We start from the raw sequence: 17,472 nt of genomic DNA, 5'->3' as shown, positions 1-17,472 counted from the left end.
TCCCCGGTGATGGCCGGATCAGCGCCAATGCCCAATGTACGAATCGGCGCAAATCGGCGCCCTTGCCGCCGAGTCAGGCCCGGGACTCAAACATGCCCAGGACAACGGCGATGCCCAGCACCGACTCGGCACTGAACGGGTTACGCCACAGCCCGCCATGGTTGGCACCTTGCCATAACAATTCGATGGGGTTGTGCAGCGGCGTCGCCGGATTCGCCAGGGCGCTAGGGTTGCGCAGGTCGTGCACGAGCAGGGCCGCCATCAAGGTGTTGCTCGTGGACGGGTCGAAGATCTCCAGCCCGAACCGGGGGGCACCGGCGTAGGCGGCGGCCAGCGCGCGGTTCTTCACCACCGAGTGGGTCCGCGTCGGGGGCGCGACGTTCAGCGACACGAGGCGGCCGTTCATCCGCTCCACCGCGGCCCGCCAACGCTGCAACCGCTTCGCCACCAGGTAGTTCGGCCCCTGCCGAGGCACGATTGCGTCGTTGATGCCGACCAGCCGGCCGTCGTCCATCGCGTACAGCCGCGGATAGTTCGGCTGGAACAGCGTGTTCAGGCTGGCCAGCTGTGCTGCCCGCTGCATCGCGCGCCGCTGCCCGGCCTGCTGCTTGGCCCGCCGGCGACTGTTCTCGACGACCTCCTCGGGCACCACGAACGCGTCGGTGGGGGTAGCCAGGAACGCCAGCGACACTTCGGGGCGGCCCTCGCCGATAGCGGTCATCAGCACGTCGCCGGCGACGCTGGTGAGCACGTGCAACCCACCGTCGGCGTACACGTAGTTGCCGACGGTGAGCGGGCCCTCGAAGGTGCGCAGCCAGGTGACGGTCTCGGGCAGTTGGGTAATCAGGTCGGCGCCGGCCACCGCGGCGATCTCCTTGGCGTTGTGGTCGTCCGCCACGTCCGCGGACACCGGCACCGGCACCGACATGGTGCCGGCGCTGGCGGCGACCAGCCCCATCAGCCGCTCCCAGGTCGCCGGCCGCGGCAGGTCGAGCGCGACAACGTGGGCGCCCCAGCGGAGCAGCGACACCAGCGGACCCATTTCGGCACCGGCGCCGAGCACGACCACGGTCACGTCGCGCAGATCGAGCCACTCGGGGTGCTCGACGACCAGGTCCAGGGCGTCGGCCAGAGACGGCTCCACGATTCCGCGGCGCACCCAGTCCTCGCCCAGGCGGGCGATGCCACCGCCGGCCAGCCGCTCACCGTGGTAGGGCAGAGTGAGGCCGTTGACGTCCTCGCGCGCGCCGCTACCAGTGATCCTGACGGTGCGTAGCGCCGGCTCGGTGTAGCCGCGAAGCGCATCGTCCAGGCTCGTCTCCGCGCCGTCGCGGACGAAGGTGAACCGACGTCGCATCGACGCCAGGCCGTTGCGGGCGCTGCGGATAGCTGCGTCCGGGCTGCTGGCGCCGAGCTCGGTGAGCTTGCGGAAGATCTTCGGGTAGTCCCGTCGCCAGTCGCTGACCTGCTCGACGGTGGCGGTCAGGCCCGCGTCGACGTCACGGATGGCGTCGGCGATGATCGCCGTCGCGGTCGGCGTGGTGCTGCGGCGACCGCGCACGGCCGGCCATGCCAGGCCGTTCGGCGGTGGGGGTCCAGTGCCCGGTTGGTTGGTGGTCGTTGTCTCGGCGTTGCTCACTTACCCATTCTGTCGAACGGGACTACCTCGCGAGTGAAAACGCAGCCGATGCGGCAGCCGTTCAGGTGATGCCCAGGCACACCGTAGACCGTCAATTCGCGGCCGGTGGTTTGCCGGTATAGGTCCGCGGCGCAGCGTTATTGGGACGCGGCTCGGGCCCACTGCAGGAATAAGCAAGGACCCCGAGAAACACAAAACCCGCTCCGATACTGTTCGGAGCGGGTTTTGTGCGTCGGGCTGACAGGATTTGAATTTGCCAGCCCAGCGGATTCGGTTATGGTCGCTGACCTCGGAAAACTGCCCTTGACCAGCAATTAGAGACGCTATCACCCGTGGCCTACAGCGGACAGGAATTGACGATATCCGCGTTTCTATTGCACGCGGACTGCACGGCGGCGCTGGTACTACGCCCGGCGGCCTGCGACAATCACCCGCATGGCAGGCAAGCGAGACAGGCGCGGCTGGGGCGCGGCGCGCAAGCTCCCCAGCGGCAGGTGGCAGGCGTCGTACGCCTACGACCTCGCCCGGCACACCGCCCCCGACACGTTCAAAGAACGCATGGACGCCGAGCTGTGGCTGGCCGAGGAGCGCCGCCTTATCGAGCGCGAGCTGTGGACACCGCCGAAAGTCCGCGCGGCGCAACGCAAAATCAAGGGCGTCACGCTCGGCGAGTACGCGACGACGTGGATTGAACACCGAAACATCAGGCCCACCACCAGGACTGAATACCGGCGGCTACTGGCCGGGCCGCTGGCACCGCTGGCCCCCGTCGAGCTGCGACACCTCACACCTCAAATGGTCCGCGCGTGGCACTCCACCCTGTCGGGCACACCTCGACGCCAGTCGCACGCCTACGGGCTGGCGCACGCTGTGCTGGCGACCGCCGTGGCCGACGGGATTGTCGGAGCCAACCCGTGCGCCATCCCGCGCGCGATGAACCCGCCACGCAAGCGTGAGCCGGTCATTTTGGAGGTAACCGAGCTGGCCGCCGTGGCCGATGCAATCAAGCCTGAGAGGTTGCGCGCCCTGGTGCTTGTGTCGGCGTGGTGCGGCCTGCGATGGTCCGAGGTAATCGAGCTGCGGCGCAAAGACATAGCGCCGGACGCCTCGACGGTGACCGTCGCGCGCCAGGCGACGCATCGAGGGGCCTGCCGGGTCGACACACCCAAGAGTGGCAAGGCTCGGATTGTGGTGGTGCCGTCGCATATCCGCGCCGATGTGCTCGACCACCTCGCCCGGCACGTGGCGGCACCGTCCGGCGCGCTGGTGTTCCCGGCATTCCGCGACGGCTGCCATTTGAACGATTCGGTATTCGCCAAGCACTTTCGCCCCGCTGTCGAGGCCGCCGGGCGGGACGGCGTGCGGATACACGACCTGAGACACTTCGCTGGCACCCACGCATCGCGTGTCGGCTCGACGCGCGAGGTTATGCAGCGGCTAGGGCATTCGACCGTGGCTGCTGCCATGCGGTACCAGTCGCTTGTCGATAAGGCCGACGCCAACCTCGCCGAGCGGCTTTCGCGGCTGGCCGCCGTCGAGGCCGACGCCGACTAGCTGCTGTATAGCGTGACCAACACCACAGCGTGAACCTTCCGCGCTAGTCAGCCGCCGCGACGGCGCGACCGCTGTCCTGTCAAAACGGTTCGCCCGTACGGCGACACGCCGAAAACACGAATTAGCCGGTCACCCTATTTCGGTTGGGTGGGCCGTAGCCGGTCAGGGACACGAGCGGCCATAACGACCCAGCAACGCGACGCAGGAGACAAACAGTGCCAACGAAATTCATCACGCTCGCCGAGGCCGCCGACCGGCTTTCGTTGAGCGAGCGGACGATTCGCCGACACATATCAGCGGGCGCGATAAAAGCCTATGGCATCGGGCGTGCTGTCCGTATTCGTGAGGCGGACCTCGAAACCGCGCTGCGCCCGATTACGCCCAGCGGCGCGCGATGAGCGACACCGACTTGACCAAAGCCGAAGCCGAGAAGCTCACCGGCACGATTCAACGCTGGGCAGACCAGCAGCAGGCGCAGGTAGCGGACGGCAAGTCGGCTCTCGACGCACTCACAAAGAGGCTGATTCACGACCGCTACGAGTACCGGTTCATCACCACGCCCGACGGCGCGACCGCCCTCGCATTGGAACGGCAAGTACAAGACGGCGCCCTCGAGGCCGGCAAGCCGTTGGTCAACCCGACCGATGGGGCGAGTCGCCTGATGCCAAGTCGGCCATCAAGCCGACGGCAAGGACGGCAATATCGCGGATATAGGGCGTCAGCCATTCCGCGGTTGAGGTTCTTGTGCAGTAACAGCACCGCGTCGAAGTCGCGTGCGTCCAGGCGACGCAACCCCACAACGGATCCATCCAGAAGCTTCACTCGTTCCACACGGTCCACCCGTCGTTGGTGGCATCGACGATCCAAAGATTAACGTCTGCGTTTCGGGTGTTCAGGGGCGACGAAAGGCCCCCGGGCTGGGGACTTCGGTCCCTACCGGCGGCCGTCGTGCGGTGGTCGGATGGAGACGGTGTGCTTGACCACCACGCCAACAATGCGAGGAGCATCATCATGAAGAAACTTTCAGAACTTCTGCGAGAGCTTGCAGACCATGCAGCGAACGCGGAGAACAAGGCAGAGGCGGCTGAGAATGAAACCAGCCAGAAAGTGCATGCGATTCTCGACGCGTCCAAAGCCGATGCAAAAGCCAGGCAGGATGAATTCAAGGCGAATGTCGCAAAGAAGAAGGCTGCCTCGGCTTCGGACTGGGAAAAAGTTCAGGCAGACCATAAACAGCGGGTGGAGAAAATCAAGAGCAATATTGCGGCCCAGAAACACGCTGTTAGCCGGAAGGTCGCGGAGCACCGAGCCGATGACGCGGAGGACTATGCGACGGCTTCGATTTACTTCGCCAGGATGGCAATTGACGATGCTGATGTCGCCACCCTGGAAGCCATTGACGCTCGGGCTTATGCAGAATCGTTAGCCTAGCCAGCGAATGGGGTCGGGGACCGGCTGGCTGTTCTCGCTGGGGCAGTCGGGGCAGCGGTAGGCGGCGACGGCGCGGACGGCAGGGTTGTGCGGTATCGCCGCGGGACGCTTCCGGGTGCGCCCCGACCAGGCCATGAATTGAGGAAGGGTCCCAGCGTGAAAATCGCCTCACTGAAGGACATCGAGCAGGTCGAAGCCACTCCGCTCGCGCAGCGCAACTTGCCGCACAGCACCTATGAGATGTTGCGCCGGGGCGCCGCGCGTGCCCCGCAGAATCCGGCGTTGGCGTTCTTCGTCTCGGTCGAGAAGTACCGCGAGCCGTTCGTCTGGTCCTACCAGCGGCTGCTCGGCGATATCACACGCACCGCCAATGCGCTGCACGCCCTCGGCGTGCGGCCTTTTGACGTGGTGGCATACGTGCTGCCCAATCTTCCCGAAACCCACTTCGTGATCTGGGGCGCCGAGGCGACTGGCATCGTGTTTGCGATCAACCCGCTCCTGGACGCGGCGCAGATCTGCGAGCTGCTGCGCGCAGCCAATGCGCGGGTTCTCGTCTGTTCGGCCCCGGATGCCGACGACGATCTGTGGGTCCGGCTCGCACCGATGTTGCCGCAACTGCCGCGGCTCACCTATGTGGTGACGGTTTCGCCGGCCGTTTACACGCAGCAAGCGGCGGCCCCGGCGCCACCGTCGCCCGACGCGCGCATCCGCGTGCATGACTTCCATGAGTTGATCGCGCAGCAGCGATCTGACCGCCTCGTGTCCGATCGCGACATTCTTCCCGGCGACATCTGTTCCTATTTCTGCACGGGCGGCACAACCGGCCTGCCGAAGATCGCCGTGCGCACGCACGGCAACGAGGTCTTCAACGCCTACACGATGGGCTTGGCGCTCGACGGCTGCATCGATGCCGCCAAGACGCTGCTGTGCGGGCTGCCGCTGTTCCACGTCAACGCCATGGTGGTGACGGGTCTGTTGCCGTGGTCGATGGGCGCGCACGTGCTGTTGGTCACGCCCGAGGGTTATCGGGGCAGCGGCGTCCTGCAGCGATTCTGGGAGGTCGTCGAGTACCACAAGGTGAACTTCTTCAGCGGTGTGCCGACGATCTTTTCGGGCCTGCTGCGGGTGCCGATCGACGGCCACGACGTGGCCAGTCTCGACTATGCGCTGTGCGGGGCGGCGCCGATGCCGGTGGAGACCTTCCACGCGTTCCAGCGGCTGACCGGTATTCGCATTCTCGAGGGTTACGGCCTGACCGAGGGCACCTGTGTCAGCGCCGTCAATCCCGCCTTCGACGAAGCCCGCATCGGGTCGATCGGCTTACCGCTGCCCTACCAGGAGCTGCGCATCCTGCGCATCGACGAGGCGGGGCACTGCGTCGGCGAGTGTGACACCGATGAGGTCGGCGTCGTCGCGATCCGCGGCGGCAATGTCTTCCCCGGCTACCTCGATCCGAGTCACAACAAAGGTTTGTGGGCGGAGCGCGACGGTGAGCGCTGGCTGAACACCGGCGACCTGGGCCGTGTGGATTCAGACGGCTATGTCTGGCTGGCCGGCCGCAAGAAAGACCTGATCATTCGCGGTGGCCACAATATCGACCCGGCTGCCATCGAAGAACCGATGCACCGTCACCCGGCGGTGTCAGCGTGCGCCGCGGTTGGTCGTCCCGATGTCCACGCCGGCGAACTGCCGGTCGTCTATGTGCAGCTCAAGCCGGGCGCACGGGCGACCGAACGTGAGTTGATGGACTTCGCCCAGCGCGAGATTCCTGAGCGCGCCGCCTGGCCCAAACGCGTTCAGATCGTCGGGCAGCTGCCGCTGACCGGGGTGGGCAAGATCTTCAAGCCGGCCCTCAAGCTGCGCGAGACCGAGGATGTTGTCGCCTTGGCGCTCAGGGAATCTGGCGACAGCGCCGTCGGCAGCATCCGGGCCCGCCAGCACAGCCGCCGCGGCGTGGTGGTCGATGTCGCCCTCGCCGATCGCCGCGCGGCACCCACGGTCAAACAGGTCCTCGGCGCGTACACCTTCGGCGTCGATCTGCACGACGCCTCGACGAAGGAGGTCCTGTGAAATCCACGTCGACCGCGCCCGCTGCGGTGCCGCAGCGGTGCGCCAGCCCGGTGGCCAAGGTGCGCGATCTGGCCTTCGTGCGTGTCGCACGGCGCGACCTGGATCGCGCCGAGCGTTACTACACCGACTTCGGGCTCACCGTTTCGGCGCGCAACGACGACGCGCTCTACTTCCGGGGCGCGCTTGCGCCGCACCACTGCTGGATCGTCGAGCGAGGCGGCGACGAGTTCCAAGGCCTGGGCTTCACGGTCGGGACGCGCGAGGACCTCGAGTGCCTGGCTCGCCTTCCGGGCGCGAGTCCCGTGCACGCCGGCGCCGAGCCCGGCGGTGGCGAGCTGGTAACACTGCATGATCCCTCCGGCACCCGCGTGGAGGTGGTCTTCGGCATGACCGAGCTGCCGGAGCTGTCGGTGCGCGAGCCGAACACGTACAACACCCCGCGCCACAAGGTGCGTGTCAACCGGCCCCAACCCGCTGACCAGGCCCGCGAGCTGGTGTTCCGACTGGGCCATGCGGTCATGCACAAGCAGGAGTTCCACCGCAACGCGCAATGGTACTGCGACACGCTGGGCCTGATCCCCTCCGACGTGTTGCTGCGCCCCGATAACCACGAGGCGGTGCTGGTATTCATGCGCTGCGACCGCGGCGCCGAACCGAGCGACCACCACACCGTCGTCGTCGCCGCCGGTATCTCTGACGAACTCGAGCACTGCGCCTTCGAGGTCGTCGACCCCGACGCCGTCGCTGGCAGCGCGCAGTACATGCGCGCGCGGGGATGGAACCACACCTGGGGAGTGGGTCGACACATCCTGGGCAGCCAGATCTTCGACTACCAACGCGACCCCTCCGGGCTGCTGGTGGAGCACTTCGCCGACGGCGACGTGTTGGATTCGAGCTACCCAACCGGCTATCACCCGCTGGATCGGGCCGGCCTTTATCAGTGGGGCGAGGACATGCCCGCCGACTTCGTCGACGTCCGTCCCACCCCCGCCCGCATCGCGGCCATCGTGCACGGTCTGCGCGATCGCGCCGAGTTCAGCCTGCGCCGAATGCTGGCGATGAAGAAGGCGCTGGCGGTGCCCGCGCGTCCCTGGATCAAGAATTAACCACTAATCGCGAGGAAACCGATGGCCATCAACGTTGTCCGTTACCGCCACGCCGGCACCACCGATTGGGGTGTGCTCAATGACGGGCGGCTCGAACCCCTGTCCTGCGGCGACCTGAGCACGGGCGAGCTGCTGGGTCACCGCCCGTTCGATGGTGCGGCGCCGGTCGAGCTCATCAACATCGCCAACGTCGAGCTGCTCGCACCGATCACCGCACCATGCCGAGTGATCTGCCAGGGCGCCAACTACCGCCAGCACATGATCGAGTCCGGCGTGAACCCCGACGACAAGCAGTTCAACCTGCTGTTCATGAAGTCCGACGCCACGCTGGCACCACCGCGCGGGGACGTGCGCGTGCCGGCGCAGGTTCAGCTGCTCGACTATGAGCTGGAGCTGGGGCTGGTGTTCGGCAAACCCGTCAGCAGGCCGACCACCATCACCGCCGACACCCTTCCCGACTACGTTGCCGCGCTGGTCATGACCAACGACGTGTCCGCACGCGATATTCAGCTGCCGCAGAACCAATGGTTCAAGGGCAAGTCCTATCGCGGCTTCTGCCCGGTCGGCCCGGTGCTGAGCGTGCTGGAGCCCGACGATTATCCGCTGCTTGACCAGCTCGAGCTGACACTGCTGGTCAACGAGCGCGTACGCCAGCACGACTCGACCGCCAACCTTGTTTACCGGCCGCTGGAAACGCTTACCGAGCTCACACAGGTCAGCGACCTCGCGCCCGGCGACGTGCTGCTGACCGGAACGCCGTCCGGCTGCGCACTGCGCGCGCCGGCGCCGTTCGTGCAAAGGCTGATGGGCCTGTTGCCCGAACGCGTGAAGTGGCGTGCATTCATCAAGGCGCAGAAGAAGCGTGGCGCCTACCTCAAGCCCGGCGATGTGGTGCGCTCCACGATCAAATCGGCCGACCGCCGTATCGACCTCGGCGAACAACTGCTGCGCATCACCTGGACACGATCAACCGACAACCAGGACCACGGTCGCCGGGCCGTGTGCCACATCTCCGGAGGTACATCATGAAACAACAACCACTGCCCGCCTCGGCGCAGCGGAAGGCCGACATCGACGTTCCCGTCCTGATCGTCGGCGGGGGCGGTGCCGGGCTGACCGCGTCGATGCTGCTGTCGCAGCTGGGCATCGAGACGCTGCTGGTCAGCGCACTGCCTACGACGTCCATCCTGCCCAAGGCGCATGTGCTCAACCAGCGGACGATGGAAATCCTCGCCGATGTCGGCGTCGCCGAAGCGATCTACGAAAAAAGCACCCCGGCCGAGAACATGGCGGCCATGGGCTGGTACTGCGGGTTCGCCGGTCCCGACGAGGATTGCGGCCGGATGATCGGCAGGATCGAGTCCTGGGGTGCCGGCTAACCAACCTCAACTGGATGGCGGCCAGCCCGCTGCGCACGGCCAACCTGCCACAGATCCGGCTGGAACCGATCCTGAAGGCGCACGCGGAGGCGATGGCGCCGGGGACGGTGCGCTTCCATCATGAGCTCGTCGCCGTGGAGCAGGACGCCGACGGTGTCACCGCGCGTGTCCGCAACCGCGACGACGATTCCGAGTACACCGTTCGCGCACAGTATCTGCTCGGCTGCGACGGTGGCCGCACGATCCCCAAGCTGCTTGGCGTGGAATACGAGGGCCTGGGCGTGGTCGCGCAGACCGCCACCGCGCACATCAGCGCGGATCTCTCGCAGCTCGCACACGACCCCGACGTGCTCATCCGGTGGATCTGGTGCCCGGCGATCGGCGAGATGGCGGTGCTGGTGCCGATGGGGCCCGACCACTGGGGTCCCGACAGCGAAGAATGGGTGTTCCACGTCACCTACCAGGGCGAGGGGCCCAAAGACCTCACCGACGAGCAGATCGAGGCCAACATGCGTCGCGCCCTGGACATCGACGTGCCGATGAAGGTCCACAAGATCACCCGCTGGGCTCTGGAGGGCGTGCTCGCGCCGAGGTTTCGGGTCGGCCGCGCGTTTCTCGTCGGCGACTCCGCGCACCGCCACCCACCCACCGGCGGCCTGGGACTGACCAGCGGCGTGCAGGACGCGCACAACCTGTGCTGGAAGCTTGCCGCGGTGCTGGGCGGCCACGCAGCCGACAGCCTGCTGGAAAGCTATGAACCCGAACGCAGGCCGGTCGACGCCCGAAACGTCCAGCGTTCCCTGGAGAATTCGATGGCGCACATGGAAATCGGGCGCGCCTTCGGGCTCAGCCACGAGGCCGGCGCGGAGGCCAACTGGGCGCAGATGCGCCGCATCTTCAGCGACAAGCCGGAAGATGCCGAGCACCGCCGCGGCGCGCTGCGTGCGATCCGCCGGCTGACGATGGAGGGCAACGAACTCAACGTCGAGTACGGATATCGCTACGCCTCCAGCGCCGTCATCGCCGACGGCACACCGGAGCCCCCGGCCGTCGACGACGTCCGCGTCTATGAACCCGGCACCCGCCCCGGCAGCCCGCTGCCGCACGCCTGGATCGATGACGAGACGGGACACCGCCGTCCGATCAAAGACCTCGTCGGTCCGGGCCGCTTCCTGCTGATCGCCGGCGAGGAAGGCCAGGATTGGTGCGCGGCGGCAGAAAACATCGCCCGCGCCAATGGGCTGCCCCTCGACGCGGTGCGCATCGGCCACATCGACGGCGACCTCTACGATCCGCGGCTGGCCTGGGCACAGCACCGCGGCATCACCACCAAAGGCGCCGTGCTGGTGCGTCCCGACCGTGTCATCGGGTGGCGCCACGCAGACGCGGCGCCCGACCCAGGGTCGAAACTCGCCGACGCGCTTGCACACATCCTGGGCCGCGACATCCGCGAGGCGGCGCCCATGCTCAGCCCGGCCGGCACCGGTGTCGGCTCCGGTCGAACCTGAACAGGAGACCTGCCGAAAAGCCTGCAAGCCAACCGATTTCGTGTTCGCCCAGACGATGACGACTACGGCGTGCGGAGCGACAGTTCGCCTTTCATAACAACATTCGCATCCGTGGTGCATTTCCTGGTCGCCGACGCCTCCTGCTGCATCACCGGGTAGGTGTGGGGCGTCAACGGCGGCTTGGACGTGTGAGGCCAAACCCCTTGACAGGATCTACAGCCAGCCGAACTTGATTTCGGCCGCCTGCGCGACCAGGTGCCGGACTGGCGTGAGCGTCGAACCTGGGCCTGCGGGCCGGAGGGGATGCTCAACGGGGCCGAAAACACCTGGGCCGGCGCGGGTATCGGCGAGCGGTCGCACTTGGAGCGGTTCGCCGTGTCCCGCCCGGCCCCGCACGGGCAGGGCGCAACTATTCTGCCCGCTTGATCTGGGCTATGGTTGGCGGATGTGACTTTGCTCCGCCGCTTTTGGCGGTTCCCGACCACACGGAGCTGACATGCAACGGCTAACTGCGCTCGACGCGGCGTTCCTGGACCTGGAGACAGACGAGAGTCGGGCGAATGTCGCGTGGTTCTCGGTCTTCGAGGGGCCTGCTCCCGACCACGGCGAACTCGTGCGTTACATCGAAGGCAAGCTGGCGCTGGTTCCGCGCTACCGTCAGAAGTTGCGCTTCCTACCCTTGGGGATCGCCCGACCGCTGTGGATCGACGACCCCAACTTCAATCTGGACTATCACATCCGCCGGACCGCGTTGCCGGCGCCGGGCGGCGAGGAACAGCTCACCCGACTGTTTGCTCGGGTGGTCTCCCAGCAGCTCGACCGAAGCCATCCACTGTGGGAGATGTGGGTAGCGGAAGGACTTGGCGAGAATCGCTGGGCGGTGCTGTGGAAACTTCACCACGCGATGGTCGACGGAGTGACTGCCAACGAAATCAACACCGTGATCCTGTCCGACGAACCAGAGGCGCACCCATCTGCGCCCGCGTCGTGGCGCCCGGAGCCCGCGCCAGGCCGGCGGGCCCTGGCGACCGAATCGCTGAGAGGGCTGAGCCCGTTGGATCAGCTCCGAGCGCTGGAGGGCGCGCTACGGACACCGCGTGAACTATTCGGACGGGGCCTGGTGATGGCACGTACCATGCTTCCGCTCGGAAAGACTCTCGCCGAGGCGACCACATCCTCGCTCAACGGACCGATCGGCCCATACCGGCGGTTTGCGCGTACGACGATCAGCCTGCAGGCGGTGAAGTCCATCCGGTCACGGTACGGCGGGACCGTCAACGACGTGGTGCTTGCGGCGGTGGCCTCCGGCTTTCGGGAACTGCTGGCGGCCCGCGCTGAGCTCGAACCGTCCAGCGCCGTGCGAACCATGGTGCCGGTATCGGTCCGTGCCCCCGGCGAAATGGGCGGCAATCAAGTCTCGGCCGTCTTCGTCCGCCTGCCGGTGGGTGAGCAGGATCCCGTCCGGCGGCTAGAGGCTATCAGCCAGCAGATGAACGAGACAAAGCAGCGAGGCGACGCCGTGGCGGGCCAGGTTCTTGTCGGGCTGCAGGGATTCTCGCCGCCCATGTTGCTGGCGCTCGGCTCGCGGCTGGCGGCACGGCTTCCCCAGCGCACCGTCAATACCGTGACCACCAATGTTCCGGGTCCCCAGCACCCCCTTTACCTGCTGGGACGTCGCATGCTCGAAGCCGGGCCCTACGTCATGCTGGGGCCGCAGATTCGGATCGCCACGGCGATCTTCTCCTACGACGGCAATCTTTACGTCGGTGTGACCGGTGACTACGACACCGTGCCCGACATCGACGTGATGTGCGCCGGAATCGACCGCGGAATCGCCGAACTCAGCGACGCGGACACCCAACCCCCGCCCGCCGCGCGCAAGGCCAGCCCGGGCCGCAGGAAGGCCGACCGGAGCGGTTCCGGTGGCGAATGACCTCGGCCGCACTGCTGCGGCGTCCGGCACCGTGCGACCCGAACCCCATGAACCGGCTGACGAGGTCAGCGCTTGGCACGGCCACCCCCTTCTCGAACTCCGCTGCTACGCGGAGCTGGCCCGGTTGCTCGTCGACCCTGTGTTCCGTGGGCACGGTGTACCGCACGGCGACGGGCGCAGCGTACTTCTGCTGCCCGGTTTCTTGGCACGGCAAGGGCGCTGATCTTGACTAGGCTGTGGGCGAGGATCCCATGTCCGGTCCAGATTCGTGCACCTTCGGTGCCCTCGATACCAGTAAAGAAAGTTCTCACAGCTCGGCTGCCTGACAAGTTGTGCTGTGCCAGGTGATGCTTGACAGTGCTGTGCCAGTTGATGCTTGACGCCGGTCGGTCTTCGGCAGCCTGAGTGCGATGTCCCCCGCGGGGGCGTCGGGCTTGGGAGGTCGGGATTGGTGCTGGTTGCGTTGTCGGTGGTTGAGCAGCGGTTGGATGCGGTGCGGTTGGTGTTGGCGGGTGCGACGGTGACCGAGGTGGCCGCGAGGGTTGGGGTGTCGCGGCAGACGCTTCATTCGTGGTTGGGCAGGTATCTGGCCGCGGGGGTGGCCGGTCTGGTTGATCGGTCGCGGCGGCCGAAGTCGTGTCCGCATCGGTGCAGCGGTGATGTCGAGGTCGTGGTCGTAGAGATGCGACGAAAGCACCCGCGCTGGGGTGCCAAGCGGATCCGGATGCAGCTGTTGAAGGCCGGCGGCGCGGCGGTGGTGCCGGCGGAGCGCACGATCAACCGGATCCTGTCGCGGCACGGGCTGCTGGAGCACAGGGCGCGCAAGCGGCGGCGGGAGTCGTTTAAGCGTTGGCAGCGTGATGCGCCGATGCAGTTGTGGCAGATGGACATTGTCGGTGGGGTGATGATCGTCGACGCGGTCACCGGGGGGCTGCGGGAGGCCAAGGTGGTCACCGGGGTCGATGACCACTCCCGCTATTGCGTGATCGCCAAGGTCGTGGCCCGTGCGACCGGGCGGGCGGTGTGTTTGGCGTTGGCCGAAGCGTTGGCGAAGTTCGGTGTGCCGGAAGAGATCCTGACCGATAACGGTAAACAGTTCACCGACCGGTTCGGCAAGGGCGGGGAGGTGTTGTTCGACAAGATTTGCCGCTTGAACGGGATCGCGCACCGGCTGACCGCGCCGGCGTCGCCGACCACGACGGGCAAGGTGGAGCGATTCCACCTGACCTTGCGGCGCGAACTGCTCGACGGGCGCGAGCTGTTCGAGTCGCTGGCCGCGGCCCAGGCCGCGCTCGACGTGTTCGTCGCCGACTACAACGGCGAGCGCCCGCACCAGGCCCTCGACCTCAAACAGCCGGTGTCCCCGCAGCAGCGGTTCACCCCGACCCCACAGACCGAACGCGCCCTGGTGGAGCTATGGGTCCCGCCGACGCTGGCCCCGGTAGTCACACCCGGCCCGGCGCAAGACAGCGCAGCAGACGCGCTGAAGCCGGGTGAGTACCACGGTGGGCCAATCGAATTCGACAAGGTGGTACCCGCCTCGGGGAACATGTGGGTGGCGCACAAACAGTTCTGGCTCGGGCCGCGCCGCGCGGGGCTGGTGGCGCGGTTTTGGGCCGACTGCGACCTGATCCACGTCTCGATCGGCGCAGCGCGGGTCAAGACGATCCGCTCCCACCTGTCAACGATCTTCTCGACTACGTCGGGATCAGTGACCGTCGGGCAGTACAACGGTGCACTAGACCGATCCTTGAGGCCTTCGAGACCCTCGTCGTCGTATCGGCGCTTCCATCGGTAAAAGACGTTGCGGCTGATGCCTTAGTAGCGGCACGTGGCAGCGACGTTGCCGCTGACCTCTTCAGCGTGCTGCAGCACAGCCAGGCGCCGATTCGCCCGCCTGATCAAATCTTTCTCACTCCAAACACGATCAGCCATGCGGCTCCTTCCATCAGGAGCCCAGACTGTCAACAACCTCAGTCAGTTTTAGAAGAGGCTTGGGGCCGCCGGGCATCATTGCGCCTCCAGCGTCGCGGTGCAGAGGTAGTTGTCGCTCTGACCGTCGTTGCGCGCCGGCACCGGTAGTGCGGCGTCGGCTAAGAGCTCCCGGACCAGGGTCCGCACCGTCTGCCAGCCGCGCTGGTTCAGGTAGGTCGCGACGTCATGACGCTCGCCGCCGTACCACAGGTCATCGATGTGGGTGTCCAGGCCGTGCTGATACCACTTGGCAGCCGCGGTGTGCATGATCTGCAGGGATTCCGGTGAGTTCAAGAAGATCTCCGCGACCAGTCGGCTGCCGTTCGCGCTGAGAGTGGTGATGTTGTCCAGCAAGCGATCCTGGGCCTCCGGAGGAAGGAACGCCAATAGGCCCTCGGCGATCCACGCGGTGGGCCGTTGTGCGTCGAAGCCCGCCTGCCGAAGCGCCGCGGGCCAATCGTCGCGCAGATCGACTGACACCGCCCGCACGTCGGCCGTGGGCTTGGCGCCCAGCGCGCCCAGCGTCGCCGTCTTGAAATCGATGACTTGCGGCTGGTCGATCTCGAATACCGTCATGTCCGACGGCCAGGATAGTCGGTAGCCGCGGGCATCCAGCCCGGAGGCCAAGATCACCGCCTGGCGGGCGCCGGCCGCCGTCGCGTCGGCGACGGATCGGTCGATGAAGCGGGTGCGCACCGCCAGCAGATCGGTCATCGGCTGCATGCCCCACGGGTGGTCGGGAATGTCGACGTCGGCCGGGTCGAGTTCGCCGGCCGCCCAGCGGATGACGAAGTCGACGCCGACCGCTCGTACCAGCGGTTGGGCGAATTGGTCTTCGATTACCGGATGGTCGGAAATGCTGGCACGGGCTCTGCCCGCGGCCACCATGGTGGCGGTTGCCCCTACGCTGGTTGCCAAATCCCAGGTGTCGTTGTCGGTACGCGGCATCGTTGGCCTTTCTGTGGTTACGTCGCGCCGCCGGCGGCGGTTTCGGCTAGGCCCGCTCGTTCGACGCTCAGCAAACTCGCTGTCTCGTGTTCTTCCCGGTAGGCCTTGCCGCCGCCGTTCAACCCGAACAGCCGTTTGCTCCACAGCAGCCATATCACCGCAACGATGTTGATGACAAGCGCAATAAGTCGGAGCGCTGTGATCTTTTCTGTTAGCTCGTAGATTTCCAGCGGAAGGAAGACGCTGGTCGCGATCACCGCGAAGTATTCACCCCACCGCTGCATCAGCCATAACCCGACCGCTTCGACAAGCTCGATCGCCGCATAGGCACTAAGGCCCACTGCGATCCACGTCAGCGTCGACGACGACAGCGCGAATGCATGCGCGATGTGGTGAATGATCTTGGAGTTGTCCGGATTCCATCCGATCTGGTTCGCCAACGGCTTGAGCAACGGCAGGTCTTGCTCGAACGCGTGGCGCAACCGCTCACGTGACCCGTTGACCTTGAACACGCCGGCCGCCACCAACAAAAAAATCACGCAGCGAAGCGCGCGTTCCACGGCGAGCGCTCGCATCAACGTCCGATCACGCAGCATTCGCCCGCGCGGGATCTCCGGCGCCGTATTGGCCGGGCCGTTGCTGCGGGGAGGGCCCACAACGAATGTCTCGCAACGCAAACAACGCCACGCCTCCCCGGCGGGAGTGTCGGCCTTCAAGCGCTCCCGAAGCTCCGGCTCATCAGGAGCGAACGTCGCGTGGCCACGCAATCCGCATGAGCGCAGAGCAAAATCCACCATGAGTGCACGGTAGTGTCACGGCCACGCGGCCCGCAGCGAGGGTCTGCGACGAGGAAAAACCTGTCGGCTGCCAGCCCTGGAACTGTACGGTCATCAGGATGATGCGTGCTACGCGAAGTCGGAACCGATGAGCACCGCAGGCGACGCGGTTCGCAACGGGCTGCTGCTCGAAGGCCTCGGTAAACCAGTGGATCTCAATGCCGTGGATTGGCATGTCCGACATCGGAATCCATCGGCGTCACCGCCGGAAATACAAAACGAAACCCTGGAGCTCATTCGCGCCGTGGTGACTGACGGACTCTTCCGGCTTGGGTCCGTCGGCGAGAAGGATGAACGATTCGTCGCCTGGCGAAGGTCGCTCGATCATTCGATCAACAAGATTTCTCACGCCTACGTCAAACACTACGACGACCCCGAGAGATGGATGTTTGCGGCGTGGCTGTCGCTCACCGCAAAGGGTGAACAGCCTCGCCCAATGCCTGGAAGAGAAAGACATCGACCTATATCGAGGCGAGGGCATCTGAGCTTCGTGAGCCAGCGACCGGGCCTGCGGGTCAGGCTCGCCACCGAAGACGACCTGGCAGAGGTCTGCACGATCGTCAACCACTACATCGAAAAATCGTTCGTCAATTTCCGGACTGAACCACAGGGCGTCGACGAATGGCGCACTGACTGGCGACGACTGCGCTCGCGGTTCCCCTGGCTGGTCGCTACCGACGACCGGGTTGTCGGCGTGGCATATGCGGCGCCCTGGAACGAGCGGGACGCCTACCAATGGACCGTCGAGGCAACCGTGTATGTCGATCCCGCGAGGCAGCGTCGCGGGGTGGGCGACGCGCTGTACACCGAACTGCTCGGTCGCCTGCGTCGCCAAGGGTTCCACAGCGTTGTGGCGGTGATCGCCCTGCCCAACGAGCCGAGCGTCCGGCTGCATGAGCGACACGGGTTCGTCCGGATCGGCCAGCTGGTCGATGCCGGTTACAAGCGGGGCGGCTGGCACGACGTCGGCTTCTGGCAATGTTCGCTGCGGGGCGGCGGCGACGTGTCATCGCCGCCGCAGCCGGTCGAGGTCGGCGATGAATGAATGCCGATCTCTGGAGAATGGGTGTCACCGTGTGTGGGCTGATGTTGTT

Annotated in this window: 16 protein-coding genes and 2 pseudogenes; 14 read left to right on the top strand and 4 right to left on the bottom strand. The window is 66.2% G+C overall.

Features of this window, described 5'->3' with window-relative positions; translation table 11 throughout:
• Positions 1 to 73: 73 nt before the first annotated feature.
• On the bottom strand, positions 74 to 1,639 hold the full coding sequence (locus ACLQI9_RS08810; RefSeq protein ID WP_442376144.1) for a hypothetical protein: 1,566 nt from the start codon (positions 1,637 to 1,639) through the stop codon (positions 74 to 76).
• 435 nt (positions 1,640 to 2,074) lie between these two features.
• Here ACLQI9_RS08810 and ACLQI9_RS08805 point away from each other — a divergent pair, with 435 nt between their 5' ends.
• The 13 genes and pseudogenes from ACLQI9_RS08805 to ACLQI9_RS08745 form a co-directional block, all read left to right on the top strand.
• Positions 2,075 to 3,193 carry a site-specific integrase gene (locus tag ACLQI9_RS08805; protein ID WP_442376143.1) on the top strand — a complete coding sequence of 373 codons (1,119 nt, stop codon included), beginning with the start codon at positions 2,075 to 2,077 and terminating at the stop codon, positions 3,191 to 3,193.
• 215 nt (positions 3,194 to 3,408) lie between these two features.
• The gene (locus ACLQI9_RS08800) at positions 3,409 to 3,591 is read left to right on the top strand and encodes a helix-turn-helix domain-containing protein (RefSeq protein WP_442376142.1); all 183 of its coding nucleotides are present in this window, start codon (positions 3,409 to 3,411) and stop codon (positions 3,589 to 3,591) included.
• Positions 3,588 to 4,067 (top strand): hypothetical protein, encoded by a 480-nt coding sequence (locus tag ACLQI9_RS08795; protein ID WP_442391486.1) that lies wholly within the window; start codon positions 3,588 to 3,590, stop codon positions 4,065 to 4,067. Before ACLQI9_RS08800 ends, ACLQI9_RS08795 begins: the two co-directional genes overlap by 4 nt.
• Before the next feature lie 137 nt (positions 4,068 to 4,204).
• Positions 4,205 to 4,624 (top strand): hypothetical protein, encoded by a 420-nt coding sequence (locus ACLQI9_RS08790; protein ID WP_442391484.1) that lies wholly within the window; start codon positions 4,205 to 4,207, stop codon positions 4,622 to 4,624.
• 156 nt (positions 4,625 to 4,780) lie between these two features.
• Positions 4,781 to 6,694: an acyl-CoA synthetase gene (locus ACLQI9_RS08785; RefSeq protein WP_442391482.1), complete on the top strand. Its 1,914-nt coding sequence runs from the start codon at positions 4,781 to 4,783 to the stop codon at positions 6,692 to 6,694.
• Positions 6,691 to 7,800 (top strand): VOC family protein, encoded by a 1,110-nt coding sequence (locus tag ACLQI9_RS08780; protein ID WP_442383608.1) that lies wholly within the window; start codon positions 6,691 to 6,693, stop codon positions 7,798 to 7,800. The genes ACLQI9_RS08785 and ACLQI9_RS08780 overlap by 4 nt, the downstream gene beginning before the upstream one ends.
• Positions 7,801 to 7,821: 21 nt before the next feature.
• Positions 7,822 to 8,829, top strand: a complete 1,008-nt coding sequence (locus tag ACLQI9_RS08775; RefSeq protein ID WP_442391480.1) for a fumarylacetoacetate hydrolase family protein — start codon at positions 7,822 to 7,824, stop codon at positions 8,827 to 8,829.
• The gene (locus tag ACLQI9_RS08770; protein ID WP_442391478.1) at positions 8,826 to 9,179 is read left to right on the top strand and encodes an FAD-dependent monooxygenase; all 354 of its coding nucleotides are present in this window, start codon (positions 8,826 to 8,828) and stop codon (positions 9,177 to 9,179) included. The genes ACLQI9_RS08775 and ACLQI9_RS08770 overlap by 4 nt, the downstream gene beginning before the upstream one ends.
• A gap of 14 nt (positions 9,180 to 9,193) precedes the next feature.
• Complete coding sequence (locus tag ACLQI9_RS08765) at positions 9,194 to 10,687, top strand: FAD-dependent monooxygenase (protein WP_442391476.1); 1,494 nt, start codon at positions 9,194 to 9,196, stop codon at positions 10,685 to 10,687.
• Between the two features lie 228 nt (positions 10,688 to 10,915).
• Positions 10,916 to 11,101, top strand: a pseudogene (locus ACLQI9_RS08760) (ferredoxin reductase); the annotation flags it as partial.
• 82 nt (positions 11,102 to 11,183) lie between these two features.
• The gene (locus ACLQI9_RS08755) at positions 11,184 to 12,620 is read left to right on the top strand and encodes a WS/DGAT/MGAT family O-acyltransferase (protein WP_324388888.1); all 1,437 of its coding nucleotides are present in this window, start codon (positions 11,184 to 11,186) and stop codon (positions 12,618 to 12,620) included.
• Positions 12,610 to 12,843, top strand: coding sequence for a hypothetical protein (locus ACLQI9_RS08750; RefSeq protein ID WP_442382738.1), 234 nt, complete (start codon positions 12,610 to 12,612; stop codon positions 12,841 to 12,843). The genes ACLQI9_RS08755 and ACLQI9_RS08750 overlap by 11 nt, the downstream gene beginning before the upstream one ends.
• A 228-nt stretch (positions 12,844 to 13,071) precedes the next feature.
• Positions 13,072 to 13,971: pseudogene (locus ACLQI9_RS08745) on the top strand (IS481 family transposase); the annotation flags it as partial.
• Here ACLQI9_RS08745 and ACLQI9_RS08740 read toward each other — a convergent pair.
• The 3 genes from ACLQI9_RS08740 to ACLQI9_RS08730 all read right to left on the bottom strand — a co-directional run bounded on the left by ACLQI9_RS08740 (position 13,932) and on the right by ACLQI9_RS08730 (position 16,339).
• Positions 13,932 to 14,435, bottom strand: a complete 504-nt coding sequence (locus ACLQI9_RS08740) for a leucine zipper domain-containing protein (protein ID WP_442382728.1) — start codon at positions 14,433 to 14,435, stop codon at positions 13,932 to 13,934. The pseudogene ACLQI9_RS08745 and the gene ACLQI9_RS08740 sit on opposite strands and share 40 nt — an antisense overlap.
• 195 nt (positions 14,436 to 14,630) lie before the next feature.
• Positions 14,631 to 15,542, bottom strand: coding sequence for a class I SAM-dependent methyltransferase (locus ACLQI9_RS08735; RefSeq protein WP_442382702.1), 912 nt, complete (start codon positions 15,540 to 15,542; stop codon positions 14,631 to 14,633).
• Positions 15,543 to 15,559: 17 nt separating this feature from the next.
• Positions 15,560 to 16,339, bottom strand: coding sequence for a DUF2127 domain-containing protein (locus ACLQI9_RS08730; RefSeq protein ID WP_442382703.1), 780 nt, complete (start codon positions 16,337 to 16,339; stop codon positions 15,560 to 15,562).
• 529 nt (positions 16,340 to 16,868) lie between these two features.
• On the opposite strand from ACLQI9_RS08730, the gene ACLQI9_RS08725 reads away from it, so the two are divergent.
• A complete protein-coding gene (locus tag ACLQI9_RS08725) occupies positions 16,869 to 17,423 on the top strand; it encodes a GNAT family N-acetyltransferase (protein ID WP_442382704.1) in 555 nt (184 codons plus the stop codon).
• Positions 17,424 to 17,472 lie beyond the last annotated feature (49 nt).

Origin of the sequence: Mycobacterium sp. (assembly GCF_052143115.1) — a bacterium.
In the GTDB taxonomy this organism is placed as follows: domain Bacteria; phylum Actinomycetota; class Actinomycetes; order Mycobacteriales; family Mycobacteriaceae; genus Mycobacterium.
Note: the sequence above shows the minus strand (reverse complement) of the source record. Positions and strands in the feature narration are given on the sequence as shown.